At 51.6% G+C, this 18116-nt stretch carries 15 protein-coding genes; 8 read left to right on the forward strand and 7 right to left on the reverse strand.

Annotation, left to right across the window (positions count from 1 at the left end; all coding sequences use genetic code 11):
• Positions 1 to 166 precede the first annotated feature (166 nt).
• Entirely contained in the window at positions 167 to 1390 is a 1224-nt protein-coding gene (locus EHSB41UT_RS16500) for an L-lactate MFS transporter (RefSeq protein ID WP_087111842.1), read from the reverse strand.
• Positions 1391 to 1532: 142 nt separating this feature from the next.
• On the opposite strand from EHSB41UT_RS16500, the gene EHSB41UT_RS16505 reads away from it, so the two are divergent.
• A complete protein-coding gene (locus EHSB41UT_RS16505) occupies positions 1533 to 2189 on the forward strand; it encodes an NTP transferase domain-containing protein (RefSeq protein ID WP_087111844.1) in 657 nt (218 codons plus the stop codon).
• 87 nt (positions 2190 to 2276) lie between these two features.
• A complete protein-coding gene (locus tag EHSB41UT_RS16510; protein WP_087111846.1) occupies positions 2277 to 4577 on the forward strand; it encodes a DUF748 domain-containing protein in 2301 nt (766 codons plus the stop codon).
• A 77-nt stretch (positions 4578 to 4654) separates the two neighbouring features.
• Here EHSB41UT_RS16510 and EHSB41UT_RS16515 read toward each other — a convergent pair whose 3' ends face one another.
• The gene (locus tag EHSB41UT_RS16515) at positions 4655 to 7204 is read right to left on the reverse strand and encodes a hypothetical protein (protein ID WP_087111848.1); all 2550 of its coding nucleotides are present in this window, start codon (positions 7202 to 7204) and stop codon (positions 4655 to 4657) included.
• Between the two features lie 19 nt (positions 7205 to 7223).
• On the opposite strand from EHSB41UT_RS16515, the gene EHSB41UT_RS24655 reads away from it, so the two are divergent.
• Positions 7224 to 7388, forward strand: a complete 165-nt coding sequence (locus EHSB41UT_RS24655) for a hypothetical protein (protein ID WP_165767299.1) — start codon at positions 7224 to 7226, stop codon at positions 7386 to 7388.
• Between the two features lie 181 nt (positions 7389 to 7569).
• Here the strand turns inward: EHSB41UT_RS24655 and EHSB41UT_RS16520 are convergent, their stop codons facing one another.
• The 4 genes from EHSB41UT_RS16520 to EHSB41UT_RS16535 form a co-directional block, all read right to left on the reverse strand.
• Positions 7570 to 8709: an acyl-CoA dehydrogenase family protein gene (locus EHSB41UT_RS16520; RefSeq protein WP_087111850.1), complete on the reverse strand. Its 1140-nt coding sequence runs from the start codon at positions 8707 to 8709 to the stop codon at positions 7570 to 7572.
• A 118-nt stretch (positions 8710 to 8827) separates the two neighbouring features.
• Entirely contained in the window at positions 8828 to 9046 is a 219-nt protein-coding gene (locus EHSB41UT_RS16525) for a hypothetical protein (RefSeq protein ID WP_087111852.1), read from the reverse strand.
• 255 nt (positions 9047 to 9301) lie between these two features.
• On the reverse strand, positions 9302 to 9802 hold the full coding sequence (locus EHSB41UT_RS16530; protein ID WP_087111854.1) for an FKBP-type peptidyl-prolyl cis-trans isomerase: 501 nt from the start codon (positions 9800 to 9802) through the stop codon (positions 9302 to 9304).
• Between the two features lie 45 nt (positions 9803 to 9847).
• Positions 9848 to 10843, reverse strand: coding sequence for a hypothetical protein (locus EHSB41UT_RS16535; protein ID WP_087111856.1), 996 nt, complete (start codon positions 10841 to 10843; stop codon positions 9848 to 9850).
• A 157-nt stretch (positions 10844 to 11000) separates the two neighbouring features.
• Between EHSB41UT_RS16535 and EHSB41UT_RS16540 the strand changes: the two genes are divergently transcribed.
• Positions 11001 to 12464, forward strand: a complete 1464-nt coding sequence (locus tag EHSB41UT_RS16540; RefSeq protein ID WP_087111858.1) for an alanine/glycine:cation symporter family protein — start codon at positions 11001 to 11003, stop codon at positions 12462 to 12464.
• Positions 12465 to 12741: 277 nt separating this feature from the next.
• A complete protein-coding gene (locus EHSB41UT_RS16545) occupies positions 12742 to 14247 on the forward strand; it encodes an alanine/glycine:cation symporter family protein (protein ID WP_087111860.1) in 1506 nt (501 codons plus the stop codon).
• 115 nt (positions 14248 to 14362) lie between these two features.
• Here EHSB41UT_RS16545 and EHSB41UT_RS16550 read toward each other — a convergent pair whose 3' ends face one another.
• Positions 14363 to 14884 (reverse strand): hypothetical protein, encoded by a 522-nt coding sequence (locus EHSB41UT_RS16550; protein WP_087111862.1) that lies wholly within the window; start codon positions 14882 to 14884, stop codon positions 14363 to 14365.
• A gap of 244 nt (positions 14885 to 15128) precedes the next feature.
• Here EHSB41UT_RS16550 and EHSB41UT_RS16555 point away from each other — a divergent pair, with 244 nt between their 5' ends.
• Genes EHSB41UT_RS16555 through EHSB41UT_RS16565 form a run of 3 tightly spaced genes read left to right on the forward strand, consistent with a single transcriptional unit; the run spans position 15129 to position 18040 of the window.
• Positions 15129 to 15398 (forward strand): exodeoxyribonuclease VII small subunit, encoded by a 270-nt coding sequence (locus tag EHSB41UT_RS16555; RefSeq protein ID WP_087111864.1) that lies wholly within the window; start codon positions 15129 to 15131, stop codon positions 15396 to 15398.
• The gene (locus EHSB41UT_RS16560; protein WP_087111866.1) at positions 15398 to 16285 is read left to right on the forward strand and encodes a polyprenyl synthetase family protein; all 888 of its coding nucleotides are present in this window, start codon (positions 15398 to 15400) and stop codon (positions 16283 to 16285) included. The genes EHSB41UT_RS16555 and EHSB41UT_RS16560 overlap by 1 nt, the downstream gene beginning before the upstream one ends.
• Before the next feature lie 24 nt (positions 16286 to 16309).
• Complete coding sequence (locus tag EHSB41UT_RS16565) at positions 16310 to 18040, forward strand: 1-deoxy-D-xylulose-5-phosphate synthase (RefSeq protein ID WP_087111868.1); 1731 nt, start codon at positions 16310 to 16312, stop codon at positions 18038 to 18040.
• The last annotated feature ends 76 nt before the right edge of the window (positions 18041 to 18116 follow it).

Below are 18116 nucleotides of genomic sequence, written 5' to 3' on the forward strand. Positions count from 1 at the left end.
CGAGCTGATGTGATGATATTCCATCATCTATGTATTCGCTGGCAATGATACGTTTCAGCTCTGGGCTGTATTTGGACATAAAAGTAACCCCCAATAATTGGGTGTCCAACTATTGGGGGTCACTTCAAACACCGGGCCTCTTTCATTACGGCAGTGAAGCTTTGTATCAGGCAGCAGCCAGCTGTCCTTTCTGCTTCATCGCTTCAATATCAACAGGCTTGGTCATAAAGGCCATAACTGCGGCCACACCCAGCATGACTGCAGAGATGATGTAGGCGTAGTTATAGTTACCGTATACACCAACCAGGTAACCGGCCATAACCGGGCCCATGAAACCACTCATACCCCACGCCATGTACAGCACGCCGAAGTTGGAGCCGTAGTTCTTGATACCGAAGAAATCAGCGGTCATGGATGGGAATACGCTCAACAGCGCGCCGTAGCCCAAACCTGCCAGTACCGCACCGAAGATAAAGTGCATTTCAGAGGTGTACTGGGCGAACAGAATCATGTTCAGAGTCTGCAGAGCAATAGCCAGCAGCAGAGTCTGGGTACGGCCAATCTTGTCAGACAGCATACCCATCAGGATACGGCCAAAGGTGTTGGCGATAGCCAGCACGGAAACCAGAAACGCTGCATTGGTAATGCCACCCTGATTACCGGCGATAGCCGCAAAGTTACCGATCAGCATCAGACCTGCAGAAGATGCAAAAGCAAAAGCCACAAACATCATGTAGAACTGACGGGTCTTGATCATTTCACGCCAGGTGAAGTTATAGGCGGAAGACTTCGCGCTCTCTTTGTAACCTGCTGGCGTTTCCGGCTTGTAGCCAGCTTCCGGAACCACGATGGTGAATGCCAGAGGCACAGCAATCAGAAGCACACCAGCACCCAGAATCAGGAAAGTCTGGTTGATACCCACACTGGCAATCAGGCTGCTGCTCAGTGGCGCAAGATACAGTGGCGCAATACCAAAACCACCGGCAATCAGGCCATTAACCATGCCCTTCTTGGAAGGGTGGAACCACTTCATCGCGGTTGGGCTCAGGCAGGAGTAGGTGAAACCGATACCGGTACCCACCAGCAGACCAAAGGTCAGCAGCAGCATAACCGGAGAGGTCGCAAAAGAGGACGCCAGCAGACCCAGGCCAACCATACCGGCACCGGATACCGCCATAACCCGAGGACCCATTTTGTCCTGCAGGCCACCGGCAATCAGCATACCCAGAGAGAAGGTCACAACGGCGATAGTGTAAGGCATACCGGCCGCAGTTGCGGACCAGCCCAGTTCGCTCACCAGAGACTTACTGATGACACTCCATGCGTACAGAACGCCCAGACAAAGATTGATACAGACCCCTGCAAGCAGGATCTTGAAAGCTCGATTCATTATTTACTCTGCGATGTGCTAGCAACCTGTGTAAGCAGGCGCTCTATAAGAATTTTGGCGCGGCAACTATATAGACCTCGTTTGTCAATGAATGTAAGGTTTTTCCACAACTCCCCTACAATCAAAAATCTGCTGTCTGGTTATGAGCCTTATAGAGTTTCTGCAACCCGATGAAGACATTAACAGTCGTTTACCTGTGGACTGTCTGGTCATGGCAGCGGGTTTATCGTCCCGAATGGGACAATGGAAGATGATGTTACCCTTCGGCGATCAGTCTGATGGCTTACGAACACTGCTCGATCATAGTCTGCGCAATGCTTTACAAAGCTGTCGTCGTGTTGTTCTGGTAACAGGTTTTCGCAGCGAAGAGCTTATGGTGCGTTATGCCGATATTCCCAATATACATCTTGTGCATAACTCTGGTTTCCGGGAAGGGCTAAGTCATTCTGTCCTCACGGCTCTTTCGCATGTAGAAACGGAACAGGCCTTTATCACACTGGGCGATTTGCCTTTCCTGAACAGCACTATCTTTCAAACTATCTGGCAGGCAAGAGGCGAGCAGGCGGCCTTTCCTTTTTATCAAAGTGAAGAACCCACCACTCCTCAAAAAGGCCACCCTGTTCTGCTACCTGCCTCTTTAATTCCCGGATTATTGGCGGAGAACAGTTCACGTCCGGTAAGAAAACGTCTGGAGCCTTATATCCAAAAACTGCTGCTACCTTTTCCTGAGATAATTCAGGATATAGATACTCCAGATATGTATCGGGAAGCTCTGGCGGCAGAAGCTGAAGCCCATTAAATGCTGCGAACAGCAACGCAATATTAGGCAGAAACCCTTAACAGCATTAGAATCATTGAAAACACAACTCACAACGTTCTGACATCAATGTCCAAGCTGCCCAAGCGTATTCTTCGTATCATTGTTGGCATCGTATGCTTCTATGCGTTTGCCGGATTCGTAATTATTCCCGCCGCACTCCATTACGGTGTCACCCGATTGGCGCCCTCTTTCCTGACAGAGCCTCTGGCTTTGGGAGGCGTCACCTTCAACCCTTTAACATTACGGTTGAGAATTGAAGCACTGGCGATCGGGCAGGACTTTAACAATCCATCAGTTGGGTTTGATGTACTGGAAGTCCAGGCCAGCTGGGATTCTCTCTCTCAGAAATCCGTAATTATTGAAGAGGTTTCTCTCAATGGTTTGTTGGCTGATATCGCTCTACTGGAGAATGGTCAGGTCAATCTGGCTGCATTGCTGAAAAGCAACAAAGAAGCACCCAAGGCTTCTGCAGCTGAGAGTAGCAACGCAACCGAATCAACGATCAAGCTGGCGCTCAATCAATTCAGCTTGAATGATGGAACCATCCGCTTTTCCGATGCGATGAATACCGCACCGGATGAGCCGTTCAGCACCCGACTTGATGACCTTAATATCAGTGCAGAACATCTGGCCTGGCCATTCAATGAAACACAGCCGCAGCCTTCTATTAAGCTCTCTACGCTAATGGATAATACGACACGAATTTCAGCTCAGGCCGATATTCGTCCCATTCCCGGTAATGGAATTCCAGCAATAGCACTCAAAGGAAGTATTGAAAACTTCCTGCTGCCAACTGTTCAGCCGTATATTTCCCCTTACCTCTTCGCCAACCTTCATGATGGGGAACTATCCACAACCTTTACTGTGAACTGGCAGGAAGATACCGGTGTTGAGTTTGTTGGTGATACAACCGTCAGCAATCTTAATATTCTGGATAGCCGCTCAAACCAGGCGATTGTTGGCTGGGAGCAGCTTTCCTTGGAACAAACCAGCTTTGACCAACAGTCCAATGCTCTGGATTTAAAGACGGTGATTTTGCAAAAGCCGTTTGCTGATCTGGAAATCAGCCAGGAGCGGAAGGTTAACCTGGCCGAACTGGTTAAACCTCAGCCACAAAGCACCGCAGAGATCGCAAAAACAGAAGAGGATGCGGAACCATCCACACCTTTTCATCTGATGCAGGCTCGCTTCAGCATCACCGAAGGCCGGCTGCTGTTTTCTGACCAGTCTTTCAAGCCGGGCTTTGAAGCACCCATCAATAATCTTCAGGGTCAAATCCTGAATCTGGATACCCGCTCATCCGTACATACAGATATAGAGCTGACCGGGGAAGTGGATCGTTATTCACCAGTAGATATCACGGCCAGCCTGATACCTTCTGCACCTCTGAACAATACCGAGGTGAAACTGGCTTTCTCCAATGTTGAACTGACAACACTGACGCCATACTCCAGCTACTTTGCCGGCTATACCCTGAAAAAGGGACGGATGGATCTCAACCTCGACTACCTGATCAATGACCAGCAACTGAATGCCCAGAACCGCATTATTCTCAAGCACCTGATGCTGGGTGAGAAGGTTGAAAGCGAACATGCAGTCGATCTGCCGCTTAAGTTGGCTATCGCTCTGTTAACCAATAGCGAGGGTGTGATTGATGTTGACCTTCCTGTTACCGGAGACCTGAACGACCCGAAATTTGAGATTGGTCCGGTCATTCGCATGGCGATCGTTAACTTCCTCACCAATATTATTACTGCGCCGTTTAACTTCCTGGCGTCACTGGTTTCCGGCAACCCTGATGAAATGTCTTCGGTTGCATTCCAGCCGGGAGAGTTTGCGCTCTCGAAAGCCAAACTTTCTTCATTGGCCAGCCTGACCAAGGCTCTGCATGATCGTCCTCAGCTGGAGCTGGATATTCAGTCCTACTTCAACGAAGCACTGGACACTCCGGTTCTGGCCAGGAAAAAGCTCAATGAAGCGATTCAGGGTGAGTACATCCTGCAGCTGAAAGCCGCAGGCAGCTATAACGATGGCAAGAATATTCCCAAAATTCCGGACGACACTCTCAATACCATTCTCAATCAGTTGATTGTCAAAATGAAACTGTCTGACCAGATCAAAAGCTCCGCATCTATCACCAAAAAGAAAGAGCAGCTGAGCAATGCCTGGCCTGTCGCATTTATTGATCTGAGACGTCTGGCCATCGAACGGGCCAAAGCCATCAAAGATGCTTTGATTGAAACGGGGCTGGCTGCCAACCGTATCTACATTCTTAATGTCACTGAGGAACCTGCAGAACCGAACCCTTCAGAACAAAACAGTGGCAACACTACAGTCGTTGCCAAGCTCAACCTGACAGCAGGATAAAAAAAGACCCACGGAGCAGGCGGGCTCCATGGGTCAAATACTGATCAGTATTTTCTGTTTGAGTAGAGGTCTTGCCTCTACTCTACGACAGCAGGCTCATCCGCAGTGGCCACCTCATCACTGCCTGTTCCGTAATAATATCCACTCAGCTTCTGGATTCCGGAGCCGGCATAATATTTTGCCGTATCATAGGCCGCGCTACCGGCCATACTTCCCGCGACAGCTCCCATAAAGCCAACCGGTAGAATGGTAGACAGCACCGGCACCTGGAAGGTGTATGGCAGCAAGGCGTGTCCTGCAATACTTCCCACCGTCACGGGTACAGCCCGCGCCGTGGCATCGGCAATATCCCATGCCAGATCACTGCCGCTGATCTCTCCATTCCAGTATTGATACCCCGCCATTGCTGATCGGGTCGCCACCCCGGCAATACCACCAGCGATGGAGGCCTCATACTTGCCCGTCAGACTCTGGTTCAGCAGTCCCTGACCAGAAACCCCTTCAAAGTAGTGACGACTGTCGGCCACATAAGGCAGCACCAGATCACTGACCGCAGCATTCGCAGCCATAACTTTACCGGTGCTGAACGCGCGATCATTCATCTCTTCACGATCTTTCGCGGTGTAGTTCCATGGCAGCACACCTTCGTTGTGATACTTGGAAACTGCATCCACGGCTCCCTGCATAAACATACCGGTGATCCAGCCCATACCGGCAGACATACCAACACTGGCAGCCCGGCTACCGACCTTTTTCAGAATGCCCTGATTTTCCAGCTTGTTCTGAGCAACCTTAAGATCCACAGCGTTTTCAGCACGGCTGGCTTCTCTATCCACCAGCGCCTCTTCAATCTGTTGCTGGCGGGCATCCGTTAAACGTTCGGAGCCCAGCTTGATCTTGCCGTCTTTACCGGTGTACTTCAGAGTCAGCACTTTCGGGTTGGCTTTGTTCAGCTCTTCCTGTGCCTTGGCTGCATACTCGGGCATGCTGGCATCGCTGATAAACCGGTACTCATCAATCCCGTTGGCGGTATCAATCACATGCACCGGTATCCCACCGGTCACTCCGGAGGTGAATAAGTTATGCAAACTGGTATTTCTTTGCGCCAGAATCTCGCGCAATGTCTCTGATTGCTGGTCAGGCTTATAGGCATCAGACCAGATAAAGCTCTTTGCCCAGGCGCCCCAGCCACTCTTGCTCAGGCTGTTTCTCATATCCTGCAGCTGCGCTTCAGAGACAATATATTTGTCTGGCTGAACACTACCGGATGCCGCAGCCGCTTTGATCTGCTCCAGTGTTTCCTGCAGCGTCAAACCGGAAGTGACATAGTGGCTGCTGTTACGGATATTCAGTAACGGCGTTCCACCGCTGGCGGCTTCGGTGTAATGCGCAGGCAGCTCATAAGGTGTCTGCTGCCGACTGAACCAGCCCTGCTCACCACTTAACCCCTGAATGGCATTCCAGGCCGTGGAGAGCTGACGGGTCAGGTAGGTCATCACATTTTCATCAAGCTCGGCTCCAATCTGGCCTGCAAGGATGCGGGTACTACCATCACGGGTCTGCTCCATCAACCGGTATACATAGGTACGCAGATCATTCAGACTTTTCTCGGCCAGCTCCTGTCCGGCACGGGCTTCGACAATAGACGACATTACTTTATAACTCATCGCCTGAGCCGCGACTTCCAGACCACCTTCATCGCCAATCTTCACCCAGTTGCTGGCGGAGTAATCCAGCGATTCTGTGATCGCAAACCACTCAAACTCAGTCGCCAGTTCGATCTCTTTATACAGCTCACGGAAGCGCTCTTTCAGCTTCTCAACCTGACTCAGCAGTTCTTCAACACCTTCATGCTCGCCATTGTCTGTCATCTGGGCGATCTGCTGATTCTGCTGAGAGATCAACATCTCCAAAGCCTGCAGCTCTTTGATCACCGCTTCCCGGAACTCCTGATATTCCGAAGTGCTGATCGGCCCCTGCAGTTCATAACGCAGTTGCTTGTCGGCCAGCAGCTGACCGAGATATTCCAAAGAACCATCATCGGAACGCTTGCGATACAGGCCAATATCCAGATCACCATTGGCACGATGGGTGATGACCGCACTGCCTGCCTGAATCAGAGCATCACGAACCAGATAGTCCTTCTTGAGATTGACGACTGTGAGCAGCTGACGGAACACGCGATAGATATCATCTTCAAACACCTCACTGGCAGGTGCGCCCGGAACCGGCCCCTGCAGCACATCATCCAGACTTACTTTTACCCGGCGCACAAACAGGCGACCATAGCTACCCGCGTCGGTGGCGGCATTGATATAACCATCATCATGCTCTTCATCCAGAGTCAGCAGAGCACTGCTGCCTTCATCCTCAGCCTGCAGCAGCCCGTCAAAACTTTCCGGAGCACCACCGGCTACGCTCAGAGCCAGCTGCAGCTGCCCATCTTCGGTTTGCAGCAGTTCAGCCTGACTGAACAGCATCTCTGCCGGGGTCTGCTCTCTGGCACCGGCAAACTTGTCAGTCCTGGCCCCAAAGACATCAGCAGCGGCAGCAGCGACCTGTTCTTCCAGATTCGATCCCGGATCAACAGGAAGATCATCGTCATTAGCCCAGGCCGTGCTGGTCATCGTTGCAGTGATTGTTGAGATGGCAAGGCATAAGCCACAGAGGCTGCTGGCAGCCACTCGTCTTGAACCAGCCATGCGTCTTGAAAATAACGGGCTGGAAGACAAAGGGATAGGAAAAGATCCTGAAGTCCTGATTCTGGTCATAAGAGGTCCGCCTGTTTGTGGTGATTTTTATAGCGGCTAAGTCTTGACCAGAACCCCGGTTCTTCAAGTTACAGATGTTTTCAGAGTGTGTTTAAAGGGTTCAGTAATTTATCTCTGCTTTTTGTGCCGGGAAAACTTACCAGAATTCAAAACGTTAAACGGCAGGCAACCTTTGGCTACCTGCCGTTTCTTAACGCTTGCTTACGACTCTCTACCGACTGTTACAGCAGAGAACGGGCAATAATCTCTTTCATGATCTCATTGGTACCGGCATAGATACGCTGAACACGGGCATCAGCCCAGGCCCGCGCAATCGGGTATTCCAGCATATAACCGTAGCCACCGTGCAGCTGCAGACATTCGTCCAGCACCTTACACTGCAGATCAGTAGTCCAGTACTTCGCCTTGGCCGCAGTCGGAACATCCAGCTTGCCCTGCACATGCAACTCCAGGCAGCGGTCGATAAAGGTCCGGGCGATAGAGACTTCGGTATCCATTTCGGCCAGTTTGAAGCGGGTGTTCTGGAACTTGGAGATAGTCTTACCGAACGCCTGACGCTCCTTCACATACTCCTTGGTCCATTCCAGCGCAGCTTCGGCGTTAGCCGTCGCATTCAGGGCAACAGAGAGACGCTCCTGAGGCAGCTCCTGCATCAGGTATACAAAGCCCATGCCTTCCTGACCCAGCAGGTTGCTCTGAGGAACACGCACATCTTCAAAGAACAGCTCAGACGTATCCTGCGCCTTCATACCGATCTTGTTCAGGTTCTGCCCCTTCTGGAAGCCTGGAGTATTGGCTTCTACCAGAATCAGGCTGGTGCCTTTGGCGCCGGCGGCTGGATCAGTTTTGGCGACAACGATCACCAGATCAGCCTGCTGGCCGTTGGTGATAAATGTCTTGGAGCCGTTGATGATGTAGTCGTCGCCATCCTTCACGGCAGTGGTGCGAACACCCTGCAGGTCTGAACCGGCACCAGGCTCAGTCATGGCAATTGCGGACACGATATCACCGGAGACCATACCCGGCAGGTATTTCTTTTTCAGATCTTCGGAGGCGTAGTTCTGGATGTAAGGGGCAGAGATATCGGAGTGCAGACCAAAGCCGATACCACTCAGGCCAAGGCGGGCAATCTCTTCATCAACGATGGCGTTGTAACGGAAATCGACACCCACACCGCCGTATTCTTCTTTGATGGTTGGGCAGAGGAAACCCAGCTCACCGGCCTTGGTCCAAAGGGCACGGTCGATATAGCCGTCTTTCTCCCACTGCTCATGGTGGGGAACAGCTTCCTCTTCCAGGAAACGTCGTACGCTGTCCCGGAACATTTCATGCTCAGGTTCAAAAACCGTTCTTGGAATCATGGTATCCCCTCTTCTTTTACTTTGTAGGTTAAACGCTACTGTGCCAAAGAGAGGATAGAACTGTCGCTGACCACAGCTGCCAGTCAGGTTGACGGATTGCTACAGTGGTCGTACGAAATTAATAATCGTAATCGTCGGCTTCCAGAGGAACACCCGCCAGCGACTTAACAAGCCTCATAGCCTGTTCGATGGAACGAAAGCGATCCAGAAACTCACCTTCCGGTGTTTGCACTTCAAAGCTGACAGATGTAACCACACCCTGAGCATTGGACTTTTCTACCCGATAGATTTCATAGCCTTCAAGCCCACCAAAGCGCTGTCGATTTGTCTCAGACATGGATGCGTTCCCTCACCGAATAACCGGCATTATTCACTTTTTTGATCATACCGGAAAAGTTCTCCACAACATCTGTGGATAACCCTGTGATTTAATTATTAACTGTTGGTGTCGGCCATTCACAAAACTGCAATGGAGATAATTGTTCATTTTTTGTACAGCGATAAAATATCCCTTTTCTTGTCCTTTTCATCTGGGATATTCCCTGCCTGCAGGTACAAAAAAGCCGACATAACGTCGGCTCTTTGAAAACTTTTAGTGATTGCAGCCCGGGCCATGCACATGGCCATGCTCCAGCTCATCAGCGGTCGCATCACGGATCTCAACAACTTCCACATCGAAGTTCAGGTTCATACCAGCCAGCTCGTGGTTGGCATCGATAATCACGTCATCACCTTCAATGGCAACAACCGTGACAATGCGGGGGCCAACAGCGGTATCAGCATGGAATTGCTGACCTTCGGTCACTTCGTGGTCACCGAACTGCTCGCGAGGCACAGGCTGAACCAGGCTCTCATCAAACTCGCCATAACCTTCTGCAGGCTCAACGGTTACTGTCAGCTTGTCGCCAACCTGCTTGCCAGCCAGAGCATTTTCCAGACCTTCAACGATAGTGCCCAGACCATGGATGTATGGCAGCGGCTCGCGGCCTTCTGAACTGTCGATCACTGCACCATCATCATCCTTCAGGGTGTAGTGAATAAGAACAACCTTGTTGTCTGCAACAGTTTGGGTGTCTGTCACGTCTGTGGTCATGAGCAGAAAATTCCTGAGTAAATATGAGCGCCCAGAATAACAGCCTCAAACCATCGACGCACAGTTTTTCAGGAATTTCTCCCCGTCTGTGGTAAGCGCCCAGACCTGAGTGTGCCGACCGGATGCCCGGGTATCTTTTCTCACCAGTCCTGACCGACGCATCTTCAGGCGAATCTTGCGTAGAGAGGTTTCAGTGAGTACGAAGTCTGTTGCGGCGTGAGCCTGCAAATGCTGGGCAAGAACAGAAGCTGTGAATTTCTTTTCCAGCAGAGCCCCCAAAGACCGTTCGATCCGGTCTTCGCTGCCCGAAGGTTGCAGCGGCGTGGCAAATGCCCGGCTGATTTCCTGCCAGGATAAAATGCCACTCTGGCTGACCCTTGTGCAGTTGCCGCCTGCATAGATCTGGCAATAAAAGCTGAAGGCTTCCCGATCCTGCAACCATTGACATTCTGGCTGAGTCAATAAAGGCAGCAGATTTTCATCCGGGATGACTTCCCGAGTTCCCTCCACTACCCCCTTGATACGGGGAAGCGGTACATCTGTCGTGATAGCCGTGCTGCGACCTGCAGATTGGCCTCTTACCCACCCCACAGTTGGATGCGTGTTCAGAAAATCAGCCCAGGTTTGTTCGAGCAATTTGGGAATATCACGGCGCTCCTGCCAGACAAGATGATACTGGCGCCCAAGCTGCTGACGAAATGCGCCGAGCCTGGCGGCTTCTTCTTTGCCCAGCTCTGCCGGCAGGTTCTGCTCATCCAGACTGCCGGTAAAGACAGGGAGCTGCCGGACATTGGCATAGTTCAGTTCACGGTGTTGCCAGCTCACGCCGGCCGGCGATGAGATCACATAACTGTGACCACACAGAAGAATCAGATAATCACATTCATCAAGAATGGCCTTTCTTTCCAGCCAGTCTGCACGAGGTGCAGGCCAGCGCGGCACAAGGCCAAGACTTAAAAGAACAGGCAACAGTGTTTCGACCCGGGGCTCACCGGCAGCCGGGGACACACTGATGTACGCAGAATATAAACGGTCTCTCATGTTCAGCTTTTCACCTTCAAAGCTGGCTACAGTGCTTATAATTATGATCAGTGATTATAACGAATTTTTTTATACATTTATGACATGAAAGCTTAAAAAACCTGACATTAGTGTGGTTTATCAAAGGGTTTACAGCGACTGTCGATGAGGAAGGTTCATGGAGAACAGTGCCATTATCGCCGCGATAAACACCAGCATCTGGGATTATGGCCTGATCTATCTGCTTATTGGTTCCAGCCTGTGGTTCACCATTCGTGGGCGATTTGTGCAGTTTCGACTCTTCCCATTGGCGACCCGTCTGCTCTTCCACTCCCGCGCAACCGGTGAGGATCAAAGCAAAGGGATCTCCACCTTTCAGGCTTTGTGTACCAGTCTCGCTTCCCATGTAGGAACCAGCAATCTGGCCGGTGTTGCCATAGCCATCAGCCTTGGCGGGCCCGGGGCCATTTTCTGGATGTGGATTATGGCGTTACTGGGAATGGCCACTGCGTTTGTTGAAAACACCATGGCTCAGGTGTTTAAAACCAGAAACCCTGATGGTTCTTTCCGCGGCGGGCCAGCTTATTACATCGAGAAGGCCCTGGGGCAACGCTGGCTGGGCATTATCTTTTCCCTCTGCCTGATCAGTGCCTTTGGCTTCTCCTTTAATGCTGTGCAATCAAACTCCGTCAGTGCCGCTCTGCATGAAGCCTTCTCTTTCTCTCCCGAGCTAACCGGGCTGGGGCTGGTTATGATTGCCAGCCTGATTATCTTTCGCGGTGTGCAGGGAATTGCCCGATTTGCAGAAAAGATCGTGCCCTTTATGGCGGTCGCCTATGTCGGTGCGGCACTGATTATTACTGCCATTCATATAGAACAACTGCCTGACATTGCCTTGCTGGTATTCCGCAGCGCCTTTGGTCTGGAGCATGCTGCAGCCGGTGGTGCAGGATATTTAATGTCTCAGGCCATTGCCCACGGTATACGACGCGGGCTGTTTTCCAATGAAGCAGGCATGGGCAGCGGCCCCAACCTTCACGCAATTGCCACCCCTTATCCGAACCATCCGGTGACTCAGGGCCTGGTTTCCATGTTCAGTGTGTTTTTCGACACGATTGTGATCTGCACTTCGACAGCCGCCATCATTCTCGTCTCCGGTGTCAGTTACAGCCCTGATCAAACGACAGGGATCGTACTTACCCAGAACGCACTGGCAGAAAGCATGGGCATCTTTGGCAAACCTTTTATTGCCTTAATCACTCTTCTGTTTGGTTTTACCTCCATTGTCGCCAACACCTATTACGGAGAATCGAGCCTGCGCTTTATCCATAACAGCGAAGCTGCTGTGCGTGTTTATCGCCTGCTGGTTCTTGGTATGGTGTTTTGGGGAGCCGTTGGCAGCCTGCCATTGGTTTGGGCACTGGCCGATATCACCATGGCGGTGATGGCCATAATCAACCTTGGGGCAATCCTGATTCTTTCAAAGTATGCCTTCCTGCTGCTGGAACATTTTGAACAGGGCATTCAGCGGGGTACTAATCCCACATTCAATAGCAATGATTTCCCGGAACTGAAACGACTGCTGGACAGAGATGTCTGGAGTTCCGGGGCTGGTGATAAGCAGCTCTCCACCAACCGGTAAAAAACCAATATTTCTGACCACTTTTAAAACATATCCCCTAAAAACACGTCAGTTGTCAGGTGTTTTTCACACCTGCGGAAAGCACCGCGACAACTACAAACATACCTCTAGCCACATGTGCAGAAATACAAAAAACACCTACCCTTTCCAGAACTAATACCTAGGTTCAATACGGTTAATCACTAATATTCAATTTTTACGACATCAGTAATATCCAAAAGTCCCTCGTGGTCAAAACTCTCAATTACGACTCCTTCCAACTAAAACGAGTAAGTGTATGAGTGAATTCATCTCCGCCGTGAACGGTGTGATCTGGGGGAATGTGCTTGTTTATCTCCTGCTGGGTGCCGGTCTGTACTTCACTGTGGCCAGTCGCTTTGTCCAGCTGCGTCGGTTTGGCTTCTCTTTCAAGTACATGCTGAACAGTCGCTCAACAAGCGAAGACCATCATATCTCTTCATTCCAGGCATTCTGTACCAGTCTTGCTGCCCGTGTGGGTACAGGTAACCTGGCCGGTGTGGCCGTTGCTATTTACACCGGAGGCCCGGGTGCCATTTTCTGGATGTGGCTGATTGCCCTGCTGGGTATGTCCACCAGCTTTGTGGAAAACACTCTGGCTCAGATCTACAAGTCCAACAAGCATGACGGCACCTACTACGGTGGCCCGGCCTACTACATTGAGAAGGCTATGGGCATACGCTGGTTGGGTATCGCCTTCTCCATCTCGCTGATTATTGCGTTCGGCTTTGCCTTTAACAGTGTTCAGTCCAACTCCATTGCAGCTGCTCTGTCGACCTACGACATCCCACCTCTGGGTGTGGGTATCGCGCTGGCCGTGGTAACTGCCATGATTATCTTTGGCGGTATCCGTTCCATTTCCCGCTTTGCGGAGATGGTCGTACCATTTATGGCTCTGCTGTACATTGTTATTGCCCTGGTTGTTATGGTGATGAACATTGCTGAGCTGCCAGCCGTATTCGCTCTGATCTTCAAGAGTGCTTTCGGTCTGGAAAGTGCTGTCGGCGGTGGTGCTGGCTACCTGGTCAGCCAGGCAATCCAGCAGGGTGTTACCCGTGGTCTGTTCTCCAACGAGGCAGGTATGGGTAGTGGCCCGAACGCAGCAGCAACCGCAACGCCGGTTCCACACCACCCGGCCACTCAGGGTCTGTTGGGCATGGTCGGTGTATTCGTTGATACCATCGTCATCTGTTCTGCCACTGCCGCTATCATTTTGCTGTCCGGTCAGCTGGATCCAACCAGCGGTGTTACCGGCATCAACCTGACTCAGCAGGCACTGAGCAGCCAGATTGGTGCGATCGGTCATCACCTGATCGCTCTGGCAATTCTGCTGTTTGCCTTCACTTCTGTGATTGCCAACTACTACTACGGCGAATCCAACCTGCGCTTCATCTGCAACAAGGAACCAGTGATTATGGTGTTCCGTGTTCTGGTGCTGGGTATGGTGGTCTGGGGCGCTGTCGGTGAGCTGCCTCTGGTCTGGTCTTTCGCTGATATGTCCATGGGCATCATGGCTTTGATCAATCTGGTTGCCATCATCTGGCTGGCCCGTCATGTGTTCCCGGTTCTAAAAGACTTCGACGAACAGATCGATGCAGGCCTGCAGCCTGAGTTTGATCGGAAGAAGTTCCCGTTCCTGGACAAGACCATGGATCAGGACGTTTGGGATAGCGAAGAAGAAGAGAGCTGTCGCAAGCTGGATCAGGGTTACAACTGCATCTGCTCCAACTGCAACCCGATCGAGAAAGCTGAAAAAGCGTCTTAAATACGCGGGTTAAGGAAAAAGGCCGGTGTCTCTCTATAGACTTATTTCTATAGAGAGACACCGGCCTTTTGCCAACGACAATCAGTCATTCAAAGCCGCTTTCGGCAATGCAGCTTTACGGCTTGGTCTTGATGGTGATTGAACTGTTGTGGAAGCGTAGACCGCGAAGCTCAATAGAGCCAAACGAAGGGCCATTTGCACTAGCCCCCTTGGGTCTCAGGTTCGACAGCGAGACATTCTCGATATATTCCGGCAGGTTGATGGTGATCGAACCATCCGCCAGATTAATTTCCAACGGCTGCACACCTTCGGCGTAACGCACACCTCTCACTGAAGTATCCGACTGGATAAAGCCCAGTACCGGAAAGGTGCTTTGTGCGACTTTCGCCAGACCATTCAGGCCGGCATTACGCGCTTCAATTTCCTGCTGGTCGTTCTCAACACCCTGTCCGGCAATCGCAGACATCTCAAAATTATTGAGCGGTTTTAACTCGGCCCGTGCTTCTCCCGGCATCATGATCAGTACCGCGAACATCAGCGCGGCAGACAGCAAGATCGTGAGATAAGGAGAGAGACTTTCTGCAGGGGTATGAATGGGCAATGCCAATGCTTTGGCACGACGGCTCCCGGTTTTCATATCAGCAACATCCTGTAACAGTTTTCTACCGCTGCTCACCAGAAAAACATCTGAATATCAGTGTGTTAGAGGTCGAACAGTGCCTGATCATCCTTGTCTGGCTCTTCAACTATAGACAAACATTCCGCACCGGTTTGACGGGTTTCACCGGCTCGGGTACTGTTCACTCTTCCCGTCTGAACGCGCCTTCTCTACAGCGCGAATACAGGCCCCACCCTGCTTCAGAAAAGCATGGCGAAATAGCATGGCGAACAGAACCGACTCTGAAACCGGCGCAGCAACCCGCTCCGGATTTGCTTTTGAAACCTCACTGGGCGAACTGGAGAAAACAGTTCGGGAACTGGAATCCGGTGATCTGCCGCTGGAACAGGCTCTGAAAGCCTTTGAGAAAGGTATTCGCCTGACCCGCGACTGCCAGAAAGCCCTGCAGGATGCCGAGCAGAAAGTCCGCATCCTGCTGGAACAGGACGGACAAACCACCCTTCAGAACTTCGATCAGCCAGAAGAGAATTAATGCACTTCTCCGATTATCTGGCCTCTTGCCAGCAGTGGGCCAATGCCGGCCTCTCCGCAAGTCTTGAACGCGCCAATATCCACAACGACCGTATTCGCGAAGCTATGGCCTACTCAACGCTGGCCGGTGGCAAGCGTGTACGACCGCTGCTGGTTCTGGCCAGCTGTGAAGCTCTTGGTGGAACAGCAGAACAGGCTCTGCCTGCGGCCTGCGCGATTGAATTGATCCACACCTATTCCCTGATCCATGACGACCTACCCGCCATGGATGATGACGATCTGCGCCGCGGTCGTCCGACCTGCCACAAAGCCTTTGATGAAGCCACTGCTATTCTGGCCGGTGATGCTTTGCTCACACTGGCTTTTGAAGTCGTTGCCGACCATGACCAGTTACCAGCAGAAATTCGTCTTAAACAATCTCTCGCTCTGGCCAAAGCGGCTGGCTGTAATGGCATGATCGAAGGCCAGGCCCGGGATATGCAGGCGACCGGACGAGAACTGACTCTCGATGAACTGAAAGCCCTGCACGAACACAAGACCGGAGCACTGATCCGGGTGGCATGTTCAATGGGTGCGCTGGCTGCCAATGCTAATCCTGACCAGCGTGCCGCGCTGGAAGAGTATGCCGACGCTATTGGTCTCGCCTTCCAGGTTCAGGACGATATTCTTGATGTCACCGCGACCGCAGAAGAGATGGGAAAAACCCAAGGCTCCGATATTGCCCAGGGCAAGAACACCTATGTGTCTCTGTTAGGTCTTGATGCTGCAAAGCAGGAAGCGCAAAGCCTCTACCACAAAGCACTGTCAGCGCTGGAACGCGTTGCTGACGAACAACAGACATTGCGGCTCAGGGAGCTGGCTGCTTACATCATTCATCGTAACAGCTGAGTTCACTGGAAAGCCTGATTATCAATGTCGCTGCTCGAAACAATAATAACGCCACAACAACTCCGCCAACTCTCTGAAGACCAGCTTCCGGAGCTTGCCACAGAGCTACGCCGGGAGCTGATCCGCTCGGTCTATGAGACCGGCGGCCATCTGGGTGCCGGCCTTGGCGTTGTCGAGCTGACCATTGCCCTGCATTACGTGTTCAACACCCCGGAAGATCGCCTGATCTGGGATGTTGGCCACCAGTGCTATCCACACAAAATACTGACCGGGCGCAGAAGCGAAATGTCCGCCCTGCGCCAGACCAATGGCCTGTGTGGTTTCCCGTCCCGGGACGAAAGCCTATATGATGCTTTTGGTACGGGCCACTCCAGCACATCGATCAGTGCGGCACTGGGCATGGCCATGGCTGCCCGAATCAAGGGTGAAGAGCGTCAGGCGATTGCAGTGATTGGCGACGGAGCCATGAGCGCAGGGCAGGCCTATGAAGCCTTGAACCACGCCGCCTGTGAACAGGCCAATCTGCTTGTCATATTGAACGACAATGACATGTCGATTTCTCCCAGCGTGGGCATGCTGGCGCGCTATCTCCGGGGGTTGCAAAATCGGGAGCAGCCACGCAAAGAACGTACGATCCGGTTTTCCAACCACGGCATGAGTCTGACCGGGCCGGTTGATGGTCACAACCTTCCCAAATTGATCAACACATTGAAAACTCTGCGTGATCAGCCTGGCCCAAAGCTATTACATATCACTACGCAGAAAGGCAAAGGCTTGCCGGAAGCTGAAGCAGACCCGGTGAAGTACCATGCCGTTGCCAAAGTCGCAGCTCATAAACAGCAGAACACAAAAAAGCAGCCATCCTGGTCAAACCGCTTTGGCGAATGGCTGTGTGAAACCGCAGCGAAAGATGATCGCCTGTTTGGTATCACCCCTGCGATGAGAGAAGGCTCAGACCTGATTCGTTTCTCTGAACAATTCCCGGAACGCTACAGCGACGTTGCTATAGCTGAGCAACATGCCATCACTTTGGCAGCAGGTCTGGCCTGCGAAGGCATGAAGCCTGTTGTGGCTATCTACTCCACCTTCCTGCAACGTGGCTATGATCAGCTGATCCATGATGTGGCTCTGCAGAATCTGGATGTGCTGTTTGCCATCGATCGGGCGGGTCTTGTTGGTGAAGACGGTCCGACCCATCACGGCCTTTATGATATTGCCGCTCTGCAGACCATTCCCAATATGGTCCTGATGGCCCCATCCGATGAAGATGAACTGAAGCAGATGCTGACTTTGGGATATGAATACTCAGGGCCGGCGGCTGTTCGCTATCCGAGAGGAGCGGCCAAGTCTTCCTATGGAAGTGATCCCCTAACTCTGGGGAAAGCCAGAACATTGAGAGCTGGCAAAGATGTAGCGATTTTGGCGTTTGGCTCTTTGGTTGAAACGGCATTAGCCGTTGCTGAAAAGATTGATGCCACCGTTATAGATATGCGCTTTATTAAACCTCTGGATCAAGAAGCCATTTTGAAAGCGGCAGATACGCACTCAACACTTCTGACGCTGGAAGAAGGTTCCGTTCAAGGCGGAGTTGGTGAACGAATCAAATCCCTACTTCAGAATAAAGCCTGCCGCGTTATCACCCTAGGCACTCCCGACAGATTTATACCTCACGCCGCCAAAACTGATCAATTAATAGACTGCGGTCTGAATTCTGAGAGCATTTATCAAACATTGGTTGATGTCGGTCATCAATAATTAATAGACAGCACCCGTTGTTACCAAATCATCACCAAGATCTTACAAATTGTGATAATCAGCAAATAATTGTCAC

The sequence above is a fragment of the Parendozoicomonas haliclonae genome (assembly GCF_900174585.1).
In the GTDB taxonomy this organism is placed as follows: Bacteria; Pseudomonadota; Gammaproteobacteria; order Pseudomonadales; family Endozoicomonadaceae; genus Sansalvadorimonas; species Sansalvadorimonas haliclonae.

Excerpts from the sequence above, each read along its gene's own strand:
- EHSB41UT_RS16560 (WP_087111866.1), top strand. The coding sequence starts at position 15,398 with ATGCACTTCTCCGATTATCTGGCCTCTTGCCAGCAGTGGGCCAATGCC.
- EHSB41UT_RS16540 (WP_087111858.1), top strand. The coding sequence starts at position 11,001 with ATGGAGAACAGTGCCATTATCGCCGCGATAAACACCAGCATCTGGGAT.
- EHSB41UT_RS16520 (WP_087111850.1), bottom strand. The coding sequence starts at position 8,709 with ATGATTCCAAGAACGGTTTTTGAACCTGAGCATGAAATGTTCCGGGAC.
- EHSB41UT_RS16505 (WP_087111844.1), top strand. The coding sequence starts at position 1,533 with ATGAGCCTTATAGAGTTTCTGCAACCCGATGAAGACATTAACAGTCGT.
- EHSB41UT_RS16565 (WP_087111868.1), top strand. The coding sequence starts at position 16,310 with ATGTCGCTGCTCGAAACAATAATAACGCCACAACAACTCCGCCAACTC.
- EHSB41UT_RS16515 (WP_087111848.1), bottom strand. The coding sequence starts at position 7,204 with ATGACCAGCACGGCCTGGGCTAATGACGATGATCTTCCTGTTGATCCG.
- EHSB41UT_RS16510 (WP_087111846.1), top strand. The coding sequence starts at position 2,277 with ATGTCCAAGCTGCCCAAGCGTATTCTTCGTATCATTGTTGGCATCGTA.
- EHSB41UT_RS16550 (WP_087111862.1), bottom strand. The coding sequence starts at position 14,884 with ATGAAAACCGGGAGCCGTCGTGCCAAAGCATTGGCATTGCCCATTCAT.
- EHSB41UT_RS16535 (WP_087111856.1), bottom strand. The coding sequence starts at position 10,843 with ATGAGAGACCGTTTATATTCTGCGTACATCAGTGTGTCCCCGGCTGCC.
- EHSB41UT_RS16500 (WP_087111842.1), bottom strand. The coding sequence starts at position 1,390 with ATGAATCGAGCTTTCAAGATCCTGCTTGCAGGGGTCTGTATCAATCTT.
- EHSB41UT_RS16545 (WP_087111860.1), top strand. The coding sequence starts at position 12,742 with ATGAGTGAATTCATCTCCGCCGTGAACGGTGTGATCTGGGGGAATGTG.
- EHSB41UT_RS24655 (WP_165767299.1), top strand. The coding sequence starts at position 7,224 with ATGGCAAGGCATAAGCCACAGAGGCTGCTGGCAGCCACTCGTCTTGAA.
- EHSB41UT_RS16555 (WP_087111864.1), top strand. The coding sequence starts at position 15,129 with ATGGCGAACAGAACCGACTCTGAAACCGGCGCAGCAACCCGCTCCGGA.
- EHSB41UT_RS16530 (WP_087111854.1), bottom strand. The coding sequence starts at position 9,802 with ATGACCACAGACGTGACAGACACCCAAACTGTTGCAGACAACAAGGTT.
- EHSB41UT_RS16525 (WP_087111852.1), bottom strand. The coding sequence starts at position 9,046 with ATGTCTGAGACAAATCGACAGCGCTTTGGTGGGCTTGAAGGCTATGAA.